Consider the following 22969-nt stretch of genomic DNA (forward strand, 5'->3'; position numbering starts at 1 on the left):
CCGGTATGCGGCGGATGCACCGGATACGGCGGACGCTCAACTACGTGAACCTGTCCACACCGCTGGGGCTGCTGGTGGCGCGCCTCGGCCGGGCCCGGGTGACGGCGGGACCCGGCGGGCTGGTCCTGGCCCACGGCTACCGCATCCCCTTCCCGGTCGCCGGGGCGTTCACCGTCGGCAACGTGGTGCTGACCCGGCACGAGGAGGGTTACCTGGCCGGTGACCTGCTCAGGCACGAGGACCGGCACGCCTCCCAGTACATGGCCTGCGTCGGTCTGCCGATGCTCCCGCTGTACGTCGTCGCGGTGGTCGTCTCCGTCCTGATCTGCGGGCACCAGGCCTCGTGGAACGTCTTCGAGCGGCTGGCGAACCTGGAGGACGGGAACTATCCCCGCAGATCGCCCTGGTGGAGACGGAAGGCGGCCTCCTGAGGCCCGACGGCCGGCGGACCCACGTGATCCGCGGGGTCCGGCCGCCGGGGCCCCTCGCCGTCAGGGCGTGAGGGTCAGGACGTTCCTGGCCGCGTTCTTGACCGCTCCCTCGCTGGAGAGCATGGGGACGGTCCTCCCGTCGGCCCACAGCGGGGCCTGGTCCCAGTAGTTGTCGTGGAAGGCGTGGCCCGACGCGCCGGTCAGGTTGACCCACTGGGACCTGTCCAGGTCCGCCAGGTCGACGACCATCCGCATGGACGGCAGCCAGCCCACCGTGTAGTCCTTCTGGACGTCCCAGCCGGCGGCGTTGACCGCGTCGTCGTTGCCGCCCACCGGGAACGGGCCCCGGTTGAACAGCCACTCGATCGGGGCGATCCCGGAGGTGCCGAAGGTCTGGTTGACCAGCTCCAGCGAGTGCAGGTCGCCCCAGTGCCAGGACCTGGGGTCCGGGCCGAGGGCGGCGCTCAGCTCGTCGTAGGCCATCGCCATGGCCCGCCGCAGCATGTCGTCGCGGGTCTCGGCAGCCTCGGTCCGGGCGTCGTCCCAGAACGGGTCACTGGGATCGTCGAGCATGACGCGGACCACCTCGAACCAGCGGTCGCCGCCGCCCGGCCAGGCGCTCTCCGGCAGGTCGTCGTTGAAGGTCTCGATGAGCAGGTGCCGCCAGACGGCGTTGAAGTACATCGCCGGGCTCGATCCCGCGCTCTGGGAGTAGTCCCACGAGCGCAGCAGCTCACGGGCGTCCCCGGAGGCGCCGGCCACCTTGAGGTCCATCAGCTTGGGCACCAGGAACTGGGCGAAGCCGTTGTGGGTGTCCTGCTGCACCTTGCCCATCGTCGTCACGTCCACCTTGCCCTTCCTGAGCTCGCTCTGAAGGCGGTCCAGGATGCGCTGGGAGCGGTAGCCGTACGCCCAGTCCTTGGTGAGCAGGTGCGGGTAGCGCTCGGGGTCGACGACCGCGTTGTTGGCGGTCACGATGTAGCCCTCGGGCGGGTTGTAGACGCTGGGCAGCTCGTCGAAGGGGATGGTCGACTGCCAGGAGTATTCGCCGGTCCAGCCCGGCACCGGCCAGGTGCCGTCGCCCCGGGCCCGCACCGGGATCCGGCCCGGCGCCTGGTAGCCGATGTTGCCCCGGGTGTCGGCGTAGATCAGGTTCTGCGCGGGCACGTCGAACCGGCTCGCCGCCGCCCGGAACTGCTGCCAGTCCTGCGCCGAGTTGAGCGAGAAGATCGCGTCCGCGGTCCTGCCGGGCTCCAGGGCCGTCCATTTCAGCGCGACCGCGTCGGCCTGTTCCTGGAAGGCGGTCGCCGCGCCGGGCAGGGTCTCCTTCACGCTCTCCATGACGTCGGAGAGGATCGGGCCGTGCATGGTCTCGCGGACCTTGAGCCGGACCGGGTCGCCGCCGGCGACCTTGATCGTCTCGACCCTGGTGGTGAGCGGCTTCCAGGAGCCGGTGAACAGGTAGGAGTCGTCCTTGACCCGCTCCAGATAGAGGTCGGCGACGTCGGGGCCCAGGTTGGTGAAACCCCAGGAGATCTTGTCGTTGTGCCCGATGATCACGCCGGGCACGCCGGAGAAGGTGAATCCGGTGACGTCGAACGGGCAGGCGGCGCTCTTGGTGCGGCAGTGCAGCCCGGCCTGGTACCAGACCGAGGGCATCCCGGCCGACAGGTGGGGGTCGTTGGACAGCAGCGGCTTGCCCGACGTGGTGTGCCTGCCGCCGACCACCCAGGAGTTGGAGCCGATGCCGTTGCCGCCCTTGGGGTCGCCCATCAGGCTCGGCACCGCGCGCATGGCCTCGGCCGCCCGGGTCAGCGCGCCGGTGTCCGGCCGCGTGGCGGTGTCCCGGCCCACCCCGGTGCCCTGGCCGGGCTCGGTGTCCTGGTCGAAGCCGTCGCCGGTGACCGAGCCCTGGGTGACGATCGGCTGGTGGGTGTCGAAGGGGTAGCCGGGCCAGAGCTGCTCCACCCGCTCGCGGGGCAGCCTGCTGGCCGCGAGCGCCCGGCCGATCTCGTCGGACATGTTGGAGCGCAGGTCCCAGGCCATGGCCTTGAGCCAGGAGAGGGAGTCCACCGGGGTCCACGGTTCGGGCTGGTAGCCGAAGTTGGTGAGCTTGAGGACCGCGTACTCCAGGCTCCGGCCGGCGAAGCCCGGGTGCCGGTCCATCCAGGAGTTCACGCCCTTGGCGTAGGCGTCGAGGTAGTGCCGGGTCTGCTCGGTCAGCATCGGCAGCTCGGCCTCGGCCACCTTGCGCCAGCCCATGGTCCGGATGACCTTGTCCTCGACGAGTGTCGCCGAGCCGAACATCTCCGACAGCCGCCCGGCCGTCACGTGCCGGCGGAAGTCCATCTCGAAGAACCGGTCCTGCGCGTGCACGTAGCCCTGGGCGAGGAACAGGTCGTCGGGGGAGTCGGCATAGATATGCGGAATACCCGTTTTATCCCGGTATACGGTGACTTTTCCGGCTAGGCCGTCCACTTTGAGCTCCCCCGCGAGCTGCGGGAAGGACGCGCGCACGGTCCACACGCCCGCTCCGGCGAGGACCACACCGAGCACCACGAGGACGGTCAGCGCCCGCGCGGACCACTTGAGTGGCCGGGGCATCCAGGCATACGGCCGGAACCTCACAAAGACCTCCTATGCGGCGTGCTCGATCAAGTTTGGCAGCACCGAGGAGGGGGAAACACCGCTTCCGCACTTACCGGCCGGGGATCTCCGCGACCACCACGCGGTGACCGGCCCGCCGGAGGGCGGGATCCCGGGCCGGGCGCGCGGCCCGTCGGGACCGACGGCGGCCCCGGGTCACAGCGCCGTCTCCAGGACCACCGAGCGCACCGCGAAGCCGTTGCGCTCGTAGAAGCGCACGGCCGCCTCGTTGCCGGCGTAGGACGTCACCCCGGCGTACTGCGCCCCGCGGTGGCGGGCCCACGCCCTGAACTGCTCCACCAGGCCGGCCCCGATCTTCTGGCCACGGTAGGCGGGCCGCACGTAGACGCTGCCCAGCGTCGCCACCGTGACCGGACGCATCGGGGTGGGCCCGGAGACCGAGCCGGTCAGGTGGCCGACGGTCCGGCCGCCGTCGTCGGCGACCATCACCAGGCGCCCCGGGTCGGCCAGGGCATCGGCGAACCAGGCCGGGCCCCGCTCGGCGGGCCAGTTGACGTTCAGGGTGGAGTCACGGGCCCCGGCGTCCTCGGCGAAGAGCGCGGAACTGCAGGCCACCACTCCCTCCAGGTCGGCAACCGTGGCAGGCCGTACGACAACGCCAGTCTCACTCATGATCGGGACGCTATCGGCCGCCACCGACATTAACCGCGATCCGCCCCGCCCCCGCCCCGCCGGAAACGTGCCCGCCGCTTGCCGGGACCGCCGCCCGTCGGGGCCGTCACCCGCCGGGGCCGGCTACGACCAGGTCTGGCCCTGCGGGGTGTCGGCGACCCGTACGCCGAGGGCGGCCAGGTCGTCGCGGAGGCGGTCGGAGACTGCCCAGTCTCCGGCCTCGCGGGCCCGCAGGCGCCGCTCCAGCAGCTCGGCGGCGCCCGGCGGCAGGCTCCTGGACCTGCCGATGTCGGCCGACAGGTCCAGGCCGAGGATCTGGTCCAAGTGCAGGAACGCCTCGAACCGGGAGCCGGGGGCGATCGAGCCGTCGCGCTCCAGCTCGCGCAGCAGGCGCAGGGCCAGCGGGGTGTCGAGATCGTCGTCGAAGGCGGCCTCGATCCGGGAGACGTGCCCGGCGGGCATCGGGCGGCTCGGCGACTCCGACCACCCGGCGACGTGCGAGCGCCAGCGCCGCAGGGTCCTGTCGGCGGCCCGGAGCGTGTCCCAGGTGAGGTTCATCTGCTGGCGGTAGCGGTGCTCCAGCAGCGCCAGCCGTACGGCCAGCGGATCGAGGCCCGCCTCGACCACGTCCTGGAGCAGGACCACGTTGCCGGTGGACTTGGCCATCTTGCGCCCGTCGAACAGCAGGTGCTCGCCGTGGACCCAGTGCTCGACCACCTCGCGCCCGGCGGCGGCGTCGGACTGGGCGCGCTCGTCCTCGTGGTGCGGGAAGCGCAGGTCGATCCCGCCGGTGTGCACGTCGACGTGCTCGCCGAGGAAGCGCAGCGACATGGCCGAGCACTCGATGTGCCAGCCGGGGAAGCCGCGGCCCCAGGGGGCCTGCCAGGTCATCTCGCGGTCGGCGGGCTTCCACAGGGCCCAGTCGGCGTGGAAGCGCTTGCGGGGGTCGACGCCCTCGACCCGGTGGCCGGGCCTGAGCCGGTCGAGCCGGTTGCCGGAGATCTCGCCGTAGGACGGGAAGGAGGTCGCGTCGTAGAAGACCGACCCGTCGGGCGTCGGGTAGGCGTGCCCCTTCTCGATCAGCTTGACGATCAACTCGATCATCAGGTCGATCGTCTCGGTGGCCCTGGGGGAGTGCTCGGGCGGCCGGATGTTCAGCGCGGCCGTGTCGGACAGGAAGGCCGCCTCGTAGAAGCGTGCGATCTCCAGCGCGCTCCGGCCCTCGGCCCGCGCCTGGGCCAGGATCTTGTCCTCGCCGCCGGGATCGATCTCGGCGTCGTCCACCAGGTGCCCGACGTCGGTGATGTTGCGGCAGGCGACCACCCGCACCCGCTGCCGCTCGCTGACCCGCCTGATCAGGTCCGACAGCACGTACGACCGGAAGTTGCCGAGGTGGGCGTGGCGGTAGACGGTCGGCCCGCAGGTGTAGATCCGCATCGACCGGGCCCCCTCGGGGAGGACCGGCTCGACCTGGCGGTGCCGAGTGTCATACAGCCGTAGCATCCTTCGACCCTATTCTCCGCCGGGGCCCTTGAGGAAGATTCTCAGGCGGGGCCCTCCAGGAAGGCGAGGATCTCCCGGTCGCCGCGGTCGCGCAGGCGGGCGATGACCTCCTCGCGGGTGCAGCCGTCGGCCAGGCCTATCCGGGCGCCGATCAGGCGGATGCCCTCGGCCTCGGAGGCGACCGGGGCGGTGTAGCCGATCAGGTAGAGGGCCCGGTTCAGGGCCGGCAGGCCCGGGGCCGCGGCGGGCAGGTAGCGGGTCAGGAGCTCGCCGCCGTCGGAGACCGTCAGGAAGACGTGATCGCCCTCGGAGGCGTTGGAGGCGACCAGGATCGGGCGGATGGAGCCCATGGTCGGCTGGTTGTGCCAGCTGATCACCACGTCGCCCGACGGGGTGGAGGCGGTGAGCTGGCCCCCGGGGGCCATGCCCAGGTGGGCCGCGAAGCCGGTCGGCAGCGGGGAGCCCGAGCCGCGCAGGTGCTCGGCGTTGACGTCCACCCGGTGCCACCAGCGCCCGTCGCGGCTGCGGAAGCAGCGGCGGGTCGCCGAGACGTCGCGGCGCGGCTGGTAGTCGGCCTGCTCGGCCCCGGCCACCCGGATCCACCCGCGCTGGGTGCGCTCGAAGCCGGGTCCGCCCGCGTAGGCGCGGACCGAGCTCTCGCTCACGTCGTAGCGCGAGGTCAGGTTCGTCACGATCGTGTTGACCGACGCCTCGCCGTTGGACCGCTCGATCTCCCGGACGATCATCTCCCTGATGCCCAGGTACTGCTCGCCGCCCCAGCGCGACAGCCCGTACTTGTTGCGGTCGAGCCGGAGGAAGCGGTCGTCGGCGGTGAGCTGGTTGCGGATGCCGACGAGGCTGTAGTCCTCGCCGATGCGCTCCTGGATCTCCTCGGGGGTCAGCGCGCCGCCCGCCACCGCGAGCACGGCCTCGGCCTTGTCGTTGACGCTGCGCGGCCACGGCACCACATGGCCTTCGAGGACCCGGAGCTGGGGCACGGCGATGAGCCACCGCTCGGCCACGTCCTCGCGGATGCCGAGCTGGCTGACCAGCGTGACGGCCTCGTCGAGGGGGCGCGGCCCGTCGGTGAACAGCTGCCGGGTCTTCTCCCGCAGCTCGTCGGCGCCGCCCGCCACCAGCCAGCCGTCCACCTGGTCGTAGCCGGTCAGCAGGGTCCGCACGAACCGCCAGGCCGGGATGCCCAGCGTGGCCATGTCGGTGCGGTGCCACGGCACCGCCGCGGCCAGGTCGTCGGCGGGCACGGCGGAGCCGAGCCGGCCCCGCAGCCAGGACACGTGGGCGACCAGCGGCGCGGCGTCGTCACTGGCCAGCCAGGACTCGACGTGGTCGCGCAGGTCGCGCTCGATCTGCCGGATGCGCTCCCTGGTCACCGAGAACCGCTGGGCCAGGTCGTCGAGCGTGGCCCGCTGCGAGGCGTAGAGACGGTCCCTGGCGATGGCGCGCTGGCGCTCGTCCAGAGCCGCGAAGACCTCGTCGATCAGCTCGGGCAGCGGCCGGTCCGGCCGGGAGGGGCGGACCTGGGCGACGCTCTCCTCGGTGACGGGTTCGAGCAGCCGTTCCAGCACGCCGGTGAACAGCTTGTGCACCACCTCCCGGCCGAGCCCCTCGGGGGTGCGGACGCTCTCGGCCGGGTCGGCGAACCTGAGCAGGGGCAGGACGTCGCCGAGTGTCAGATGTCCCCAGCAGGCCAGGGCGAGATCGGCCAGACGTCCGGCGACCTCTGAGGTCCCGATGGTGGAGCAGGCCCGGTCCAGCGGAAGCGCCTGCCACCACGCCTCGGGGAGACGGGGGTCGGTTGCGATCGGCGCTACCTGGCCGGGAGAGGTCCAGCGCAGGGGTGGCGCGATGTCGCTCAGGCTGAGGTTCATTGGGGTCCAACCGGCAAAGGGGAATATATCCGCAGTTCAGAGTATGTGATCAGGTAGGAAGGAACGGACTGGCCCGCCCGGAGTAGGAGACGTACAGCAGTTCCCGGGCCCGGGTGCAGGCCACGTAGAGCAGGCCGCGCTCACGCTGGAGGTCGTGCGCCCGCGCCGAGGGGTCCTCGTCGGCGGGGGTGAGCGAGTCGGGAGGCGGCACGGTCCCGTCGGCCACGCCGATCACGGCGACCCGCCGGAACTCCAGACCCTTCATGCCGTGCAACGTCGTCACTCTCACCCCCAGATCACGCAGGGCGGACCGGACCTCGCGCACGAGGCCGGCGGTCCTGGCGGCCACCCCGATCTCCTGCGGCGGCACACCCTCCTCCACCCACTGTCCCACTTGTGCGGCCAGACCGGTCAGCTCTTCCTCCGGTGAATCGTAGGCTCGGACCATCGGCCGGTGCCCGTGCCGGGTGGCCTGGAAGCCGTACAGCTCCTGAACTCCCTCCACCAGCCCGTCGGCGGGTCCGCCACCCCGCAGTCGCACCCCCCAGGAGAGGATCTCCTGCGGAAGCCGGTATGACACCTGAAGCCGGCGTTGGACCGCGTCGATCCCGACGGAGCCCAGCGACACCCGCGTGTCGAAGATGCGCTGGTGCGGGTCGCCCACGACGAACAGGTCGTCGCGGGCGTGCGGCACGGCCGCGCGCAGCAGCCGCCACTGCGCGGGGTGCAGGTCCTGCGCCTCGTCCACCACGATGTGCCGGTACGGCTCCCGCCTGGGCGCCGTCTCCTCCAGCAGGTCCCCCGTCGTCTGGCCCAGGAGCACCGACGCCTCGGCCGCGAGCTGGAGCAGGGTGCGCTTGCCGCGCTCCCGCAGTTGCCCGGTGACGTGCTCGACGGCCCGCCACACGGCGGTCCGCTCCGGGCCGGTGAGCTCGACGCTGCGGCCGGGGCGCGGGGCGGTCAGATACTCCTCCAGGGTCCGGAGGTTCTGCGCCAGCACCACCTGCTCCCACTCGCGCAGCAGGAACGCCGGGCTGTGGCCGGTGTCGGTCTCCTGCCAGAGCGCGGTCAGCTCGGCGGCGCCGGCCAGCACGGGCGAGCGGCCCTCGGTCTCGGAGACGATGCGGTGGGCCAGCCGGTCCACGTTGCCGACCTCGACCCGCTTGCGCGCCGTCTCGTCCTCGATCAGCAGGTCGAGCCGGGCGGCGAGATCGGCGCTCAGCCCCTGCGAGAAGGTGACGAGCAGGATCTGGCCGCCGCCGCGCTCGGCCAGGAAGGCCGAGCGGTGCAGGGCGACGAGGGTCTTGCCGGTGCCCGCGCCGCCGGTGACCAGCATCGGCTGCTCATAGGACTCCCAGCGGGCCAGCCGGTGCTGCGGCGGATGCAGGAACACGCACCAGCCCGGCGCGTCGAGCACGTGGTTCAGCTCGCGCGGGCTGCCGACGAAGACGGCGCGGTCCGGGCTGCGCACGAGCGCGGCGGCGAAGTCGTCGGGGTCGACCGGGCCCCCGGTGGCGGCGACCGCGCGGCAGGCCTCCAGCTCCCGCCAGGCCCCGGCCATCGACTCGCCCCTGGCCAGCGCGGCCAGCGGCCCGTACTGCGTCGGGGGCAGCAGCGGCTCCAGCGCCTCCAGGATCAGCTCGTCGGTGATCTGCCGGACGAGCGGCAGGAACCGCCGGTCGATGCCCAGCTCGGCCAGGTCGGTGTCACAGGTGTCGGCGAACAGCCGCGCCGGGGAGGACTCGGCCGCCCTGCGCACCGCGGGTCCGACCCGCTCCAGCGCCGCGGTGTCCCATACCTCGACCACGCCCAGCGCGCTGTTGACGCCGTAGCGGTGGCGCCGCGCGTAGGCCCATGCCTCGGCGTCCGGCAGCACGGTCAACAGCCAGTAGACGTCCCGCTGCTTGACCGCGACGCCGCGGTGCCCGGCGGCCAGGCGGAGGGTGACGAGCCGGGGGTCCCCGGCCCCCCTGACCCGCTCCGGGTGCGGCGCGCCCGCCACGTTCTGCATGAACCGGCGCACGGCGACGACGACGTCCCGGCGCACCGGCTGGGCCAGGGCGCCGAGTTCCGCGGGGAACTCCGGGGAGATCGCGATTCGGGGCATCGGCTAGGCCAGCAGGGACAGCAGGTCGCGGTCCCCGCGTTCCCGCAGCCGGACGAGAAGGTCGGGCAGCCCCACCGGGCCCGTCATGCCGATCCGGGTGGCGATGACCCGGCCGGCCTGCTCGGGGGTGCCGCCCGGCGCGGTGTAGCCGACCAGCCGCAGCGCCTGCGCGGTCGGCTCGACCTCCTTGCCGGCGGCCGGCAGGTGCCGGGCGCGCAGGACCCCCTCGTCGGACAGCGTCAGGAACAGGTGGCTGCCCTGCTTGGCGCCCACGTCCGCCAGGAGCGTCCTGAGCGACTCCACGACGGGCCGCTCCCGCCAGCTCAGGGTGAGCTCGCCCACCGCGCTGGTGACCGTACGGCCGCCGCCGGGCGACATGCCCAGGTAGGCGGCGAACCCGCTGGGCAGCGGGCACTCGGCCCCCTCGATGTGCTCGGGGGTGATGTCGATCCTGAGCCACCAGCGGCCGTCCGGCTGCCGGAAGCAGCGCCGGGTCAGCGAGACGTCCTTGAGGGGCCGGAACGGCGCCTTGCCCGCCTCCCCGCCCGGAGGGCCGGAGGATCTGCCGGGCAGCTCGGCCTTCTCGACGCTCATGGTCCTCTCGGCGCTGCCGGCCTTCTCCGGACCCTTGGCCCGCTCGGCGCTCTTGACCTTGGCCGCCGAGCCGTTCGCCCGCTGGGGCGGCCGCTGGCCGGCGCCCAGGATGCGGAGCTGGGGGACGTTCTCCAGCCACTCCTTGGAGACCTCGGGGTGGATGCCGAGGGAGGTGACCAGGGCCAGGGCCTTGGTCATGGTCAGCGGGGGCTTGGCGCCGCTGATCACGTCGCGGGTGTGGTGGCGCAGCTCGGCGATGTCGCCCTCCACCAGCCACTCGTCGACCAGGTGGTATTCGGGGAGGCTGGCCAGCACGAACTGCCAGGCGGGCACGTCGAGGGAGTGGAGCTCGTGCTCGTGCCAGTCGGCCGCCGTGATCAGACGCGCCTTGGGCGCCGCCTTGCCGAGGACCCGCTTCACCTCGGCCAGGTGCTCCCGGTAGGGGGCGGCCTCCTCGGAGCCGAGCCACGCCGCGAACCGCAGGCGCAGGTCGTCCTCCAGCTCGCGGATCACCTCGGGCTGCACCGCGAAGAGCTTGGCCAGCGCCTCCACCGTCGCCGGTTCGTCGCTGAACAGCCTGTTCTGCGCGATGGCCCAGCTCTTGTCCTCCAGGTTGGCGAAGGCGCCGTCCACCAGCGCGTGGACGCTCTCCGCGGGCCGCCGGGCCTCCCGGCCGGCCCCGGCGGACGCCGCGACCGGTTCCTGGCCGGCGTCCGGGCCGTGGACGTCCTCGGACTCCAGCGCGGCCCGGGCGGCCGGCACGGCGGCGTGCGGCGCGGGGGCGTCCCCGGCGTCCGGCACGGCTCCGGCGTCCGGTCCGGGCCCGCGCTCCGGCTCCTGGTCCGCTGCCGGCTCCGCCCCGGCCGCGGGCTCCCGGCCGGCCGCCGCTGCCGCCGGCTCCGGCTCGGCGGCGGGATCCGGCTCCGGAGCGGTCGCGGGCTCCGGGTCGGCGGCGAGGGCCGCGGCTCCGGCCGGGGCCGCGGCGGCGGCCCCCTGGTGCTCGGCGCCGCGCCCGGCCGCGGGCACCGCCGCGGCGCCGCCGGGGTGGGCCACGCGGTGGAAGACCGCGGCGAACAGGACGTTCAGCACGGGATAGGGCTGGATGAAGGGCTGGTCGCGCAGCTCGTGCCCGGTGAGGGAGAGCAGGCCGGCCCAGGAGCCGGCCCGGTCGAGGGCGATCGCCGTACAGGGCTCGTCGGCCTCGTCGGGGTCCAGGACGTACAGGGCGGGCAGCACGTCGCCCACGGCGGCGGCCGGCCAGTGCTCCAGGGCGATCCGGGCGAGGATCTCGGCCAGCTCCTCCGGCTCCAGCACGGCGAGCACCCGGGCCATCGGCAGGCTGCGCCACCAGGCGTCCGGGAGACCGGGCCGGTCACGCAGGAGTGGGATCGTGGCCGCGTCGCTCCAGCGCAGCGGCGGCACGAGGTCACTCAGACAGAAGTTCATCCGTTCCCTTCACCAGCCCCTCAAGCCGCCCGAGTCACTCCACGTCGCCGGGGAACGAGACTCATGGAACAGACCATAGTCTGGCAAATCGCCCCGGCGCATCGGGTCCGGTCAGCGGCGTACGGCCGCGAACCGGAGCCGCACGTAGTCGGCCATCCACCCGGTCTCCCGGCGCAGCGCGGGCGCGGCCAGTTCGTTCACCCGGCGCAGCAGTGATTCGGCCAGCTCCACGGGCACTCCGTGGAGCAGCGAGCCGGCGAACATCCGCACCCAGTCCGCCGCCCCGTTGGGGCATTCGTCAAGCGGGGTCGGCCGGTCGAAGTACTCCAGCAGCCGGACGACGAACCCGCCCTTCTCCAGCCGCGTGGCGTACTCGGCCGGAGTGGGGAAGTACCAGGGGAGGTCGGGCTCGCGCAGCCCGTGCTCCCGCCACGCGGTGGACAGCGCGGCCGTCAGCGCGGCGCAGTTGCCCGCGCCGCCCATCTCGGCCACGAACCGCCCGCCGGGGGTCAGCGCCTCGCGCACGCTGGATATCACCGCGTCCGGCTCACGCCCCATCCAGTGCAGGGCCGCGTTGGAGAAGACCGCGTCGTACGGCTGGGCGACCGTGAAGTCACTGCCGTCGCCGACGATGAAGTCCAGCCCCGGATACTGCGCCAGGGCCTTCTCGATCATCGCCGGGGATCCGTCGATCCCCAGGACGCGGGCCCCCCGGGAGGTGATCTCGGCGGTCAGCACCCCGGTGCCGCAGCCGAGATCCACGATGCGCTCCCCGGGTTGGGGGTCGAGCAGGTCGACCAGGGGGGCGCCGTGCGCCGAGACGTATCCGAAGCCGCTGTCGTAGGAGCGAGCGTTCCACCTCGTCAGGCCCGGGGCGTCGTATCGCATGACGATCAGCTCACATTCTGAGACGCCACGGCCTCTTATCGGTGCTCTCCAGACACTTTAGAGCCTCCGGGATGTCGCGACATATCAGTCTCGGCAGCCTCAGGGTTATCCGACCTTCCCACCCCACGCACGCTGGAGGTATGCCTTGGCGGCGTCGGTCTCCGGAATGGTCAGCATCACCGGCCGGGCGTTCGTGGCGGGCAGCCTGGCGGCGAGATCCCCGTCCAGCGCGCCCCGCATCCGGAGGGCCTCCATCCGGGCCGGCCGGGCGTAGCCCTTGAGGAAGAGGTTCTGGCCCCTGTCGGAGAAGAGGAACTCCTGCCACAGCCGCGCGGCGGCCGGGTGCGGGGCGTTCTTGCTGATGGCCTGGACGTAGTACGCGCTGAGCGCGGCGTCGCCCGGGATCGCGACCTTCCAGCCCGCCCGCTCGGCGTTGCGGTAGTCCCAGTCGAGGACGACCGAGGCCGCCTGCTCCGAGGCCGCGAGGTTGCCGGCCCGCTTCAGGTGGTGGAAGAACTCCACCCCCCGCTCCACCTTGGCCCTGCCGTTGCTGAGCGAGGCCGCCATCACCCCGTTGAAGGCCGAGGCGGCCTGCCGCGGGTCGCCGGACAGCGAGACGCTGTAGCCGGGCTTGAGCAGGTCGCCGTAGGAGGTGGGGGCCGCGACCTTGCCCGGGTCGTAACCGATGGACATGTAGCCCCCGTAGCCGGCGTACCACCGCCCGGCCGGGTCCTTGAGCTCGTCGGGGACGTCCTGCCAGTTCTGGACCTTGTACGGGGCGAAGGCGGCGGCGTTGGCCACCGCGACCTCCAGGCTCAGGTCGAAGACGTCGGGCTTGAGCCGGGCCGCGGACTCGATCTCCTGCCGGCTGCTCGCCCCCGGTTCCAGCTGGTCGACCTTGATCCCGTACTCCTCGGAGAAGGCGTCGATGATCTCTCCGTAGTTCACCCAGTCGCGCGGCAGCCCGATCACGGTGAGCGAGCCCTCCTGGCGGGCCGTCTCGACGAGGTGGTCCATGGTCGAGAACCCCTCCTGCAGGGAGGCGGCCCGGGGCTTGGCCGGCGGAAGCGGGCTGCTCTCGGTGGCCGGGGCGCCACACCCGGCGATCGTGGCGGTGAGAATCACGGCTGCGGCGCTGATGCGTACGGTCACATGTCGAATACTCTTGGTGAAGGCGGGGCGGGTCGAGGAGGCGCGGCCTTTCTTGGTGAACGGCTTACACCCGGACGGAGCGGGCCGCCGTCCCCACCGGCCGGGCCGTGACCTGCGCGATCGGGCTCAGCCCGGGACGACCTTCGCCGCCGCGAGGGTGTCCTGGGGGATCTCGACCAGGCTGCCGTCGCGCTTGCGCACCCCGAGCACGCCGTCCCGCCAGAATTCGAGTCGGCCCACCGCGTCGCGAAACCCTTCTGGAACCCGCCGCCGTGTGGTTACTCTTTTGCCCACGTCAGAAGGGGTTATGGTGATATTTAGGCGAGCGCCGAGGCCTGGGTTCACCGTCTTTTGCCCCCTCCCGTTTCGGACATTTGGCGGGCACGGCAATACTAGGGCGTAGCAACCCGCGGTCGAAGTCGTGCCTAGGTGCGTAAAAAAGAAGGAGCCCGAGGTGACCTACGTCATCGCGCAGCCTTGCGTGGACGTCCTGGACAAGGCGTGCATCGAGGAGTGCCCCGTCGATTGCATCTACGAGGGCGAGCGCATGCTCTACATCCACCCCGACGAGTGCGTGGACTGCGGTGCGTGCGAACCCGTCTGCCCCGTTGAAGCGATCTTCTACGAAGACGACCTTCCCGAGCAGTGGAAGGACTTCTACAAGGCCAACGTGGACTTCTTCGAGGACCTGGGATCGCCCGGCGGCGCCTCCAAGGTCGGCAAGATCCAGAAGGACCACCCGGTCGTCGCGGCCCTGCCCCCGCAGGCCGAGAGCCACTAGGAGCCCGGCCGGGCGGGGCGGCGCGCACTGAGCCGCCCCGCCCGGCCGGAGTCCGCTGACAAGACGTCTTCCCCCTCCCGGCCGGGGCGGGGGACCTGCCTATCGGGGAGAGCTGTGATCGGCCTGCCGGATTTCCCATGGGACCGACTCACGCCGCTCAAGGAGCTGGCGCAGTCGCATCCCGACGGGATCGTCGACCTCTCGGTCGGCACCCCCGTCGACCCGGTCCCGGCCGTCGTGCGGCAGGCGCTGGCGGAGGCCGCCGACAGTCCCGGCTACCCGCTGACCTACGGCACCGAGCGGCTCCGCTCCGCCGCGGCGGGCTGGCTGCGCCGCCGGCACGGGGTGAGCCTCGACCAGGCGGACGTGCTGCCCCTGATCGGCTCCAAGGAGCTCGTGGCCTGGCTGCCGACGCTGCTCGGCATCGGCCCCGGCCAGCGCGTGATCTTCCCCGAGCTGGCCTACCCCACCTATGACGTGGGGGCCCGTCTCGCGGGCGCCCAGCCGTACGCCACCGACGGGCTGCTGGCGCTCGGGCCCGAGCGGGTGCCGCTGGTCTGGGTGAACTCGCCGTCCAACCCGACCGGCAAGGTCCTGCCCGCCGAGCACCTGCGCAAGATCGTCTCGTGGGCGCGCGAGCGGGGCGCGGTCGTGGCCTCCGACGAGTGCTACATCGAGCTGGGCTGGGAGGAGCGGCCGATCTCGATCCTGCACCCGGACGTGTGCGGCGGCTCGCACGAGGGCCTGCTCGCGGTGCACTCGCTGTCCAAGCGCTCCAACCTGGCGGGCTACCGCGCCGGGTTCGTCGCGGGTGACCCGGCGCTGATCCGGCGGCTGCTGGAGGTCCGCAAGCACGCGGGCATGCTCATGCCGGCGCCGGTCCAGGCGGCGATGGCCGTCGCCCTGGACGACGACGAGCACGCCGAGGAGCAGCGTGCCCGTTACGCCGCCCGCCGGGCGGCGCTGCGCCCCGCCCTGGAGGCGGCCGGCTGGGAGATCGAGCACTCCACCGCGGGCCTCTACCTGTGGGCCTCCAACGGCACGGACTGCTGGAAGCAGGTGCAGGCGCTGGCCGACAAGGGGATTCTGGTGGCACCGGGTGATTTCTACGGAGAAGCCGGTGGGTCGCATATCCGGATCGCCGTGACCGCGAGTGACGAACGCATCAGTGCGGCGGTCCGCCGCCTCCAGTAGGATCCCGCGGCATGACCCCTGAGGTCGCCGCGATACTCGGACTGAGCGCAGTGACGCTTGTCCTGTTGCTCGGCGCGTTCTTCGCGACCACGCGCCAGGACAGGAAACCGCGCAAGACCGAGCCGCCCGGCGCTACCCCCCTCCAACCGGCCGAGGACGCGCAGCCGCCGCCCCAGCCGAGCATGGGCCATGTCGGCATCGACTACCCCGATCCTCGTACGATCAAGGTGGGCGACACGATCGACTGCCAGGGCGCGCGGACCCGCGTCCTGGGCGCCATGTACCTGTCGTGGCAGGGCAACCAGTGGACGGAATACCTGCTCGACGACGGCACCCGCCGCTACCAGTGGCTGTCGGTCGAGACCCGTCCCGGCCTGAAGCCGGACGACCCGCCCCACCTCGAGGTGCTGCTGTGGACGCCGGTGCCCACCCAGGGCATGATCCCGGCCAAGACCACGCTGAGCGTCGAGGGGGTCGAGTTCTTCCCGGTGGACCGCGGGACGGCGGCCTTCCGCGGGGAGGGCGTCACCTCGATGCCCGAGCGGGGCCTGCTCGACTTCGCCGACTACCGGGCCTCCGACGGCCGCCTGCTCTCCTTCGAGCGGCTCCAGGGCCAGCCCTGGAGCTCCTCCTACGCCCAGCCGCTCCCGCCGGGCTCCATCAAGATCGAGAAGAAGGGCTAGGAGATCTCGACCCGGCCCGCCGGGGCGCCCGCGTCGGCCTTCCACCCGCCGTCGTCCTCCGTCGCCGACCAGACCTGGCCGTTGTAGCGGACCCGGCTCAGCCCGAACTCCCGGGCGTGGGTGACCGACCAGGTGGACATCAGCCAGCCGTGCTTCTGCGAGGTGGCGTTGAGCGTGGTGCCGGAGCCGAGCGCGCGGGCGAGCTCCTGCCTGGCCGCCGCGGCGCCGGGGAGGGGCGTCTTCGCGGTGGGGGACGGGAACCAGCAGCGCACGGCCTTGGGCACCCGCCCCGTGAACGCCGCCGCCAGGATCTTCGCCTCGCCCTCGTGCTGGGCGTAGGCCGACCCGTCGGCCGAGCGCTGCACCTCCTGGGCCGCCTCGTGCAGCGGCAGCTTCCGATAGTGCTTGACCTTCACCAGGGCGGAGAAGAACTTCCCCGCGGCGTAGACCGGGTCGATCAGCTGACTGGGCTTGCCCCAGCCCTGCGAGGGCCGCTGCTGGAACACCCCGACCGAGTCGCGGTCGCCGAAGGGCAGGTTGAGCAGCTTGGACTCCTGGATGCCGGTGGCGTAGGCGATCACCACGGCCCGCTCGGGCAGCTTCCGGCGGGCGGCCACCGCCGCGATGGCCGAGGCCACCTGCGCCTGCTCGATCTCCAGCTCGATGGAGCCCGCCGGGGTGGTGATCGTGCAACCTTCCTGCTGCGCGGTGAACGTGGTGACCCGGTTCAGCAGGGTGAACAGGCCCACGGTGATGGCCGCCGCGAGCACGGTGACGATCACGAAGATCGTGATGACCCCTTTGGAGAAGCGCCGTTGCATCCTGAAGAACCTACCGGTCCCGGGCAGGAGAAGAACCGCCGGAGATTCTCGGCATAATCTCGAAGCCGGACGGTCGCCCTCTGTTATCGTTCCACAGGTTCCGCGGGCCGGGCCTGTCCGCCGCGATGCCCGTCCGGCCTGGCGAGAAGCCGCTTTCGCGTGGGAGCGGAGGAGTCACGATCCAGACCCATTGCAGCCCGCTGCCGGCGGCTGTCGACGAGCTGTGGGAGCGCCGGGCCGAGCTGGGCCCCGGCGACGCCGAGGCGCGGAGCGTCGTCGTCGCCGCCGTCGACATGATCGACACCGGCAGGGCCAGGGCCGCCGCCGTCTCCCCCGCCGGTGAGGTGGTCGTGGACGAGCGGGCCAGGCGCGCCGTCCTGCTGGCCTCCCTCGTGCTCGGCATGTCCCGGTCCCAGGTGGGCGACTTCCACCACCATGACCGCGTCCCGCTGAAGACCTCCTTCGACGGTGTCCGCGTGGTGCCGGGGGCGATCGCCCGCTGGGGCGCCTACATCGCGCCCGGCGCCGTGCTGATGCCCTCCTTCGTCGACATCGGCGCCCACGTGGGCGCCGGGACCGTGGTGGACACCTGGGCCGCGGTCGGCTCGTGCGCGCAGATCGGCGAGAACGTCCACCTGTCCGGCGGGGCGGGCGTCGGCGGGGCGCCGGAGCCCCCGAGCGCGGCCCCGGCGGTCGTCGAGGACGGCGCGCTGGTCGGGAGCCGCGCGATGATCGTCGAAGGGGCCCGGGTGGGCAGGGGCGCCGTGGTCGGCGCCGGCACGATCCTGTCCGCCTCGATGCCGGTCATCGACGTGCGGACGGGCGAGGAGCTGGACCGGGGCCGCATCCCCGACTGGTGCGTGGCGGTCGGCGGCACCCGCGCCGGGGAGTTCCCCGGCGGCACCTTCGGGCTGCCCTGCGTGCTGGTGCTCAAGCGCCTGCGTGAGGGGCGGCGCGATAGGGCGGAGCTCGACGAGATCCTCCGCGAGCACGGCGTCAACGTGTGAGGCGTCAGCCCGCGAGGAGCTCGACGACCCTGCGCCGCGCCGGGGACGGACCGTCGTGGGCGTGACTCCGGCCGGCGCGGCCAGCTCGCCGATGCGCACCACCCCCTCCGGTAACCCACGGGCGGGGATAGGGTCGCGAGCATGAGTACGCGTCTGGATCTCACACAGGACGTCGGAGCGCTCACCGCGCTGATCGTGGACGTCGAGTCGGTCAGCGGCGGCGAGAAGGCCCTGGCGGACGCGGTCGAGCAGGCACTGCGGTCTCTCCCGCACCTGAGCGTGCACCGCGACGGCGAGGCGATCGTCGCCCGCACCGAGCTGGGCCGCGGCGAGCGGGTGGTGATCGCCGGGCACATCGACACCGTCCCGGTCGCCGACAACCTGCCCAGCCGGGTCGAGGGCGACCTGCTGTACGGCTGCGGCACCTCGGACATGAAGGCCGGCGTCGCGGTCGCGCTGAAGCTGGCGGCGGCGCTCCGGACGCCGAGCAGGGACGTGACCTACGTCTTCTACGACTGCGAGGAGATCGAGGCCGAGCGCAACGGCCTGCTCCGGCTCAGCCGCAGGCACCCGGACTGGCTCGCCGGTGACTTCGCGGTGCTCATGGAGCCCACCGACGGTGTGATCGAGGGCGGCTGCCAGGGCACGCTCCGGGCCCAGATCACCACCCGCGGCAGGCGAGCTCACAGCGCCAGGTCCTGGCTCGGGGTCAACGCCGTCCACGCGGCCGAGCCGGTGCTCGCGATCCTGAACGCCTACCAGGCCAGGCTGCCGGTGGTGGACGGGCTGGAATACCACGAGGGCCTGAACGCGGTGGCGATCGGCGGCGGCGTGGCGGGCAACGTGATCCCCGACGAGTGCGTGGTGACCGTCAACTACCGCTTCGCCCCCGACCTGTCGCTGGAGGCCGCCCAGGCGCACGTGAGCGAGGTGTTCGACGGCTTCGAGGTCCGCTTCACCGACGGGGCCGCGGCCGCGCGGCCCGGCCTGACCCATCCGGTGGCGGCGGCCTTCCTGGAGGCCGTCGGCGGCGCCCCGAGGGCCAAACTCGGCTGGACCGACGTGTCGCTGTTCTCCAGCCTTGGAGTCCCCGCGGTGAACTACGGTCCCGGCGACCCGAATCTGGCGCATCAGCGCGGGGAGTACGTCTCACTGAAGAAGATCGCCGATTGTGAGCGCAGAATGCTCGACTGGCTGGGCTGAACCCGCCGCGGCCGACCGTCTGACCTGGGCGCACCGGCCGCCTGGCCCGGACACAAATGAAAGTGGCTTTCCTCGCCGGCCATTTGGCGGGGAAAGCCACTTTCAGTCCCGAGCAGCACCCTCGGCAGTTAGACGCAGGCTCCGCGAAATCCGGTTCCGTGTTTTCCCGGAGATTTTCCAAGATTTTTCCGAAGTCGGCGCTACGGTGACCGGCATGAAGAAGACACGTCCGGAACGCCGTCAGGGAGGCGCCGTGGTCCGCGGCGACCTCGTCTCCGAATCCACTCATGACCAGCGGCTTCTCGACCGCCGGGGGCCCGCCGACTGGCTGCACATGGACCCGTGGCGGGTGATGCGCATCCAGGCGGAGTTCGTGGAGGGCTTCGGCCAGCTCGCCGAGCTGCCTCAGGCGGTGACCGTCTTCGGGTCCGCCCGGACCCCCGAGGGCACCCCCGAGTACGGGCTGGGCGTCCAGATCGGCCGGAAACTCTCCGAGGCGGGCTACGCCGTGATCACCGGCGGCGGGCCCGGCTGCATGGAGGCGGCCAACAGGGGGGCCAGGGAGGCGGGCGGGGTCTCCGTCGGCCTGGGCATCGAGCTCCCCTTCGAGCAGAACCTGAACGAGTACGTGGACCTCGGCATCGAGTTCCGCTACTTCTTCGTCCGCAAGACCATGTTCGTGAAGTACGCCTGCGGCTTCATCGCGCTGCCGGGCGGTTTCGGCACGATGGACGAGCTGTTCGAGGCGCTGACGCTGGTCCAGACGCGCAAGGTCACCTCCTTCCCCGTGGTGCTGATGGGCACGGAGTTCTGGGGAGGGCTGATCGGCTGGATCAAGGACACCCTCGTGTCCAGCGGCAAGATCTCCCCGGCGGACCTGGACCTCGTCCACCTCACCGACGACGTGGACGAGGCCGTGCGGATCATCGCCGACGCCGACCGGAACAGGGTCGAGCGGCTCAGGGAGGAGCAGCGGGCGGCCCGGAACACGGTCGGCGACGCGCAATAGGGTTTGCCTGTGTTCATATGTGTATTCCTGGCATCGAGTCAGAAGATCGACCAGAAGTATCTGACCCTGGCCGAGGAGGTCGGCACCGAGCTGGCCGGCCGCGGGCACACGCTGGTGAGCGGCGGTGCCAAGGTCTCCTGCATGGGCGCGGTGGCCCGGGCGACACGCGCGGGCGGAGGCCGGACCGTCGGGGTGATCCCCCAGGCCCTGGTGGATATCGAGGTCGCCGACGAAGACTCCGACGAGCTGGTCGTCACCACCGACATGCGTGAGCGCAAGGGCGTCATGGACGCCCGCTCCGACGCCTTCCTGGTGCTGCCCGGCGGCATCGGGACGCTCGAGGAGCTGTTCGAGATCTGGACGGCGCGGACGATCGGCCTGCACGACAAGCCGCTGGTGCTGCTGGACCCGTGGGGCGTCTACGCGCCGCTGAGGACCCTGGTCGAGCGGATGCACGAGGAGGGCTTCACCCGGCCGAACGTCTTCGACGCGATCTCCTGGACCACCACGGTCGAGGAGGCGTTCCAGCACCTGGAGAAGAGGACCACGCGCCTGGTGCCGAGCGCCGAGGAGCTAGGCGAGGCCACGGCGGGTTAGCGCGGGCGGACGCCGCCCGGCGAGGGACTCGGTCATCTCGACCGCCAGCCGCACCTGGTCGGGGCGGGCGGTGCGGAAGACCCGGGCGCCGGCCCAGGCACAGATCGAGGCCGCGGCGAGCTCCGCGGCCTCCTGGTCGTCTCCGGCCAGCGCGGCGGGCGTGACGGCGACGGTCCGCCCGGCCCGGACGAGCTCCTCGATCTCGGCGATCGAGTGGGCCTCGGCCCAGTCCGGTCCGCCCGGGTCGTCGGGGCCGATTACCGTGAGAGCTGTCATGGCGCGATCCTAGATCAGGGGAGTTGTGGCACGATTCGTATGTGCTGGTCATACTCGCTCTCGCCGCCGTAGCCATTCTCGCGGGTGTGGTGGTGGTCGCCACGGGGCGGGGCGGCGAACTGAGCGAGTTCGCCCCCGACGTCCCTCCGCTCGACCTGCCCGGCGCCGGTCAGCTCGGCGCCGTCGATCTCTTGAGTCTGCAACTGCCGGTGAGCCTCGTCGGCTATCACACGCAGAGCGTGGACGAGACGCTGAACCGGGTCGTGAACGCGCTGGGCGAGCGCGACACCAGGATCGCGGTCCTGGAGCAGCGGGTGTCGGAGCTGCTGGCCTTCCGGCTCCAGGCCCGCAGGGAGATCCACGCCGGCCCGCCGGACGGCCCGCGCACCAACCACGAGCCCGAGGGGCCCATGGAGCTGCCCGAGCTGTCCGAGGCGCTGCCGGAGTCCCTCGCCGACCGTGACGCCGCCGCCGACCACGACCGCGACGCAGCCGACCGTGTCCGCGACGCCGCCGCCGACCACGACCGTGACGCCGCCGACCGTGTCCGCGACGCCGTCGATCTTGACGGTGAGGTCGGCCGCGACGGCGAGGTGGGCCACGGCGGCGACCGGGGAGGCGGCTGGGAGCACCGCCCGGATGACGGCTGGGAGCGCGACCGGCCGGGCGTGCCGGACTCGGAGGAGGCGCGATGACCGGGCCCGCGCAGCCCGTCCGCTGCGGCTGGGTGAGCTCGGCCCCCGAATACATCGCCTACCACGACGAGGAGTGGGGCCGCAGGGTCGAGGGCGACGACCGCGTGTTCGAGCGGCTCACCCTGGAGGCGTTCCAGTCCGGCCTGTCGTGGATCACGATCCTGCGCAAGCGGGAGAACTTCCGGGCCGCCTTCGCCGGGTTCTCGATCCCGGCCGTGGCGGCCTTCGGCGACTCCGACGTCGACCGCCTGCTGGCCGACACCGGGATCGTCCGCAACCGGGCCAAGATCGAGGCCACGGTCGCCAACGCGCGCGCCGCCCTGGACGTCGACCTGTCCGACCTCGTCTGGCGCCACGCCGACCCCGACTCCACCATGCCGAAGACCCTGGCGGACGTGCCGGCCCAGACCCCCGGCTCCAAGGCGCTCGCCAAGGAGCTCAAGTCCCGTGGCTTCCGGTTCGTCGGCCCCACCACCGCCTACGCGCTGATGCAGGCCATCGGGCTGGTCAACGACCATCTGGCCGACTGCTGGGTGCGCGACTCCTGCCGGTGACGCCCGGCGGGCCCAGGGCCGGTGACCCGTCGCCCGCGCGGCGGCGCCGGACGGCGCCGGCGGCGGCGGGCAGGACCTAGCGGCCCTCGAAGACGGGACGCTCCTTGTTGAGGAAGGCGCGGGTGGCCGCCAGATGGTCGCCGGTCTTGGCACAGGCGTCCTGGAGGTCGGCCTCCATGGCCAGGGCGTCGGCCAGGGAGCTGCTGGCGGCATACTCCAGAGCCCGCTTGGTGGCCGCGTAGGCGCTCGTCGGGCCCTGCGCCAGCCGTACGGCCAGCGCGCGGGCCGCGGCGGCCAGCTCGTCGGCGGGGACGACCTTGGAGACGACCCCGAGCTCCAGCGCGCGGGCCGCGTCGAAGGGCTCGCCGAGCAGCAGGAGCTCGGCCGCGCGGGCCGGGCCGACCAGGCGCTGCAGCGTCCAGGAGGCGCCGGAGTCGGGGGCCAGGCCGATGGCGGTGAAGGCCATCGCGAACTTCGCCCTGTCGGCGGCGATCCGCAGGTCGCAGGCGAAGGCCAGGGAGGCGCCCGCGCCCGCGGCGACGCCGTTCACCGCCGCGACGACCGGCTTGCCCATCTCGGTGATGGTGCGGATGATCGGGTTGTAGCGCGTGCGCACGGTGTCGTTCAGGCCGCGGCCCGCCTCCAGGTTGGCGGCGTGCTCGTTCAGGTCCTGGCCCGCGCAGAAGGCCCGGCCCGCCCCCGTCAGCACCACCGCCCGCACGCTGTAGGCCTGCGAGGCCATGGTCAGCGCCTCGAGGAGGCCGGCCTTCGCCCGTTCGGTCAGCGAGTTCATCGCCTCCGGCCGGTCGATGGTGATGGTGGCGACGGCGTCGTCGACGGAGTAGAGAACGTCGTTCAAC

22 protein-coding genes are annotated in these 22969 nt (G+C 72.3%); 10 read left to right on the top strand and 12 right to left on the bottom strand.

The genetic code is table 11. The features are described 5' to 3' along the window. Nucleotides 1-5: 5 nt before the first annotated feature. On the top strand, nt 6-431 hold the full coding sequence (locus ACZ6R6_RS31485; protein ID WP_470099465.1) for a hypothetical protein: 426 nt from the start codon (nt 6-8) through the stop codon (nt 429-431). Nucleotides 432-491: 60 nt separating this feature from the next. Here the strand turns inward: ACZ6R6_RS31485 and ACZ6R6_RS31490 are convergent, their stop codons facing one another. From ACZ6R6_RS31490 to ACZ6R6_RS31530, 9 genes are all read right to left on the bottom strand, one after another. Continuing rightward, entirely contained in the window at nt 492-3035 is a 2544-nt protein-coding gene (locus ACZ6R6_RS31490) for a penicillin acylase family protein (RefSeq protein ID WP_470099467.1), read from the bottom strand. A 198-nt stretch (nt 3036-3233) separates the two neighbouring features. After that, complete coding sequence (locus ACZ6R6_RS31495; protein WP_470099469.1) at nt 3234-3710, bottom strand: GNAT family N-acetyltransferase; 477 nt, start codon at nt 3708-3710, stop codon at nt 3234-3236. A gap of 123 nt (nt 3711-3833) precedes the next feature. After that, the gene (cysS, locus tag ACZ6R6_RS31500) at nt 3834-5213 is read right to left on the bottom strand and encodes a cysteine--tRNA ligase (protein WP_470099471.1); all 1380 of its coding nucleotides are present in this window, start codon (nt 5211-5213) and stop codon (nt 3834-3836) included. Between the two features lie 41 nt (nt 5214-5254). Further along, nucleotides 5255-7102, bottom strand: coding sequence for a sigma factor-like helix-turn-helix DNA-binding protein (locus ACZ6R6_RS31505; RefSeq protein WP_470099473.1), 1848 nt, complete (start codon nt 7100-7102; stop codon nt 5255-5257). A gap of 49 nt (nt 7103-7151) precedes the next feature. Then, complete coding sequence (locus ACZ6R6_RS31510; RefSeq protein ID WP_470099475.1) at nt 7152-9209, bottom strand: UvrD-helicase domain-containing protein; 2058 nt, start codon at nt 9207-9209, stop codon at nt 7152-7154. A 3-nt stretch (nt 9210-9212) separates the two neighbouring features. After that, nucleotides 9213-11249, bottom strand: coding sequence for a hypothetical protein (locus ACZ6R6_RS31515; RefSeq protein ID WP_470099477.1), 2037 nt, complete (start codon nt 11247-11249; stop codon nt 9213-9215). A gap of 111 nt (nt 11250-11360) precedes the next feature. After that, complete coding sequence (locus ACZ6R6_RS31520; protein ID WP_306864074.1) at nt 11361-12137, bottom strand: class I SAM-dependent methyltransferase; 777 nt, start codon at nt 12135-12137, stop codon at nt 11361-11363. 105 nt (nt 12138-12242) lie between these two features. Further along, the gene (locus ACZ6R6_RS31525; protein ID WP_470099479.1) at nt 12243-13289 is read right to left on the bottom strand and encodes an ABC transporter substrate-binding protein; all 1047 of its coding nucleotides are present in this window, start codon (nt 13287-13289) and stop codon (nt 12243-12245) included. A gap of 126 nt (nt 13290-13415) precedes the next feature. Beyond that, entirely contained in the window at nt 13416-13634 is a 219-nt protein-coding gene (locus ACZ6R6_RS31530; protein WP_470099481.1) for a putative acetyltransferase, read from the bottom strand. 109 nt (nt 13635-13743) lie between these two features. Here ACZ6R6_RS31530 and fdxA point away from each other — a divergent pair, with 109 nt between their 5' ends. From fdxA to ACZ6R6_RS31545, 3 genes are all read left to right on the top strand, one after another. Beyond that, nucleotides 13744-14070, top strand: coding sequence for a ferredoxin (gene fdxA, locus ACZ6R6_RS31535; RefSeq protein ID WP_306864079.1), 327 nt, complete (start codon nt 13744-13746; stop codon nt 14068-14070). Between the two features lie 114 nt (nt 14071-14184). Continuing rightward, complete coding sequence (dapC, locus tag ACZ6R6_RS31540; protein WP_470099483.1) at nt 14185-15264, top strand: succinyldiaminopimelate transaminase; 1080 nt, start codon at nt 14185-14187, stop codon at nt 15262-15264. Nucleotides 15265-15275: 11 nt separating this feature from the next. Continuing rightward, on the top strand, nt 15276-15947 hold the full coding sequence (locus ACZ6R6_RS31545) for a DUF4178 domain-containing protein (protein ID WP_470099485.1): 672 nt from the start codon (nt 15276-15278) through the stop codon (nt 15945-15947). Here the strand turns inward: ACZ6R6_RS31545 and ACZ6R6_RS31550 are convergent. Then, nucleotides 15944-16768 carry a hypothetical protein gene (locus ACZ6R6_RS31550; RefSeq protein ID WP_470099487.1) on the bottom strand — a complete coding sequence of 275 codons (825 nt, stop codon included), beginning with the start codon at nt 16766-16768 and terminating at the stop codon, nt 15944-15946. The genes ACZ6R6_RS31545 and ACZ6R6_RS31550 overlap by 4 nt on opposite strands. A gap of 125 nt (nt 16769-16893) precedes the next feature. Here ACZ6R6_RS31550 and ACZ6R6_RS31555 point away from each other — a divergent pair, with 125 nt between their 5' ends. From ACZ6R6_RS31555 to ACZ6R6_RS31570, 4 genes are all read left to right on the top strand, one after another. After that, nucleotides 16894-17775: a 2,3,4,5-tetrahydropyridine-2,6-dicarboxylate N-succinyltransferase gene (locus ACZ6R6_RS31555; protein ID WP_470099489.1), complete on the top strand. Its 882-nt coding sequence runs from the start codon at nt 16894-16896 to the stop codon at nt 17773-17775. Nucleotides 17776-17916: 141 nt separating this feature from the next. Then, nucleotides 17917-18978, top strand: a complete 1062-nt coding sequence (gene dapE, locus ACZ6R6_RS31560; RefSeq protein WP_470099491.1) for a succinyl-diaminopimelate desuccinylase — start codon at nt 17917-17919, stop codon at nt 18976-18978. A gap of 214 nt (nt 18979-19192) precedes the next feature. Further along, on the top strand, nt 19193-19987 hold the full coding sequence (locus ACZ6R6_RS31565) for an LOG family protein (RefSeq protein ID WP_470099493.1): 795 nt from the start codon (nt 19193-19195) through the stop codon (nt 19985-19987). A 9-nt stretch (nt 19988-19996) separates the two neighbouring features. Next, on the top strand, nt 19997-20584 hold the full coding sequence (locus tag ACZ6R6_RS31570; RefSeq protein ID WP_470099495.1) for an LOG family protein: 588 nt from the start codon (nt 19997-19999) through the stop codon (nt 20582-20584). Here ACZ6R6_RS31570 and ACZ6R6_RS31575 read toward each other — a convergent pair. Continuing rightward, a complete protein-coding gene (locus ACZ6R6_RS31575) occupies nt 20561-20860 on the bottom strand; it encodes a hypothetical protein (protein WP_470099497.1) in 300 nt (99 codons plus the stop codon). The two genes, ACZ6R6_RS31570 and ACZ6R6_RS31575, sit on opposite strands and share 24 nt — an antisense overlap. Before the next feature lie 41 nt (nt 20861-20901). Here ACZ6R6_RS31575 and ACZ6R6_RS31580 point away from each other — a divergent pair, with 41 nt between their 5' ends. Then, nucleotides 20902-21555 (top strand): hypothetical protein, encoded by a 654-nt coding sequence (locus ACZ6R6_RS31580; protein ID WP_470099499.1) that lies wholly within the window; start codon nt 20902-20904, stop codon nt 21553-21555. Then, nucleotides 21552-22109 carry a DNA-3-methyladenine glycosylase I gene (locus ACZ6R6_RS31585; protein WP_470099501.1) on the top strand — a complete coding sequence of 186 codons (558 nt, stop codon included), beginning with the start codon at nt 21552-21554 and terminating at the stop codon, nt 22107-22109. The genes ACZ6R6_RS31580 and ACZ6R6_RS31585 overlap by 4 nt, the downstream gene beginning before the upstream one ends. Nucleotides 22110-22185: 76 nt before the next feature. Here the strand turns inward: ACZ6R6_RS31585 and ACZ6R6_RS31590 are convergent, their stop codons facing one another. Continuing rightward, the gene (locus ACZ6R6_RS31590) at nt 22186-22968 is read right to left on the bottom strand and encodes an enoyl-CoA hydratase-related protein (protein WP_470099503.1); all 783 of its coding nucleotides are present in this window, start codon (nt 22966-22968) and stop codon (nt 22186-22188) included. Between the last annotated feature and the right edge of the window lies 1 nt (nt 22969).

This window comes from Streptosporangium sp. NPDC048886 (genome assembly GCF_055586905.1).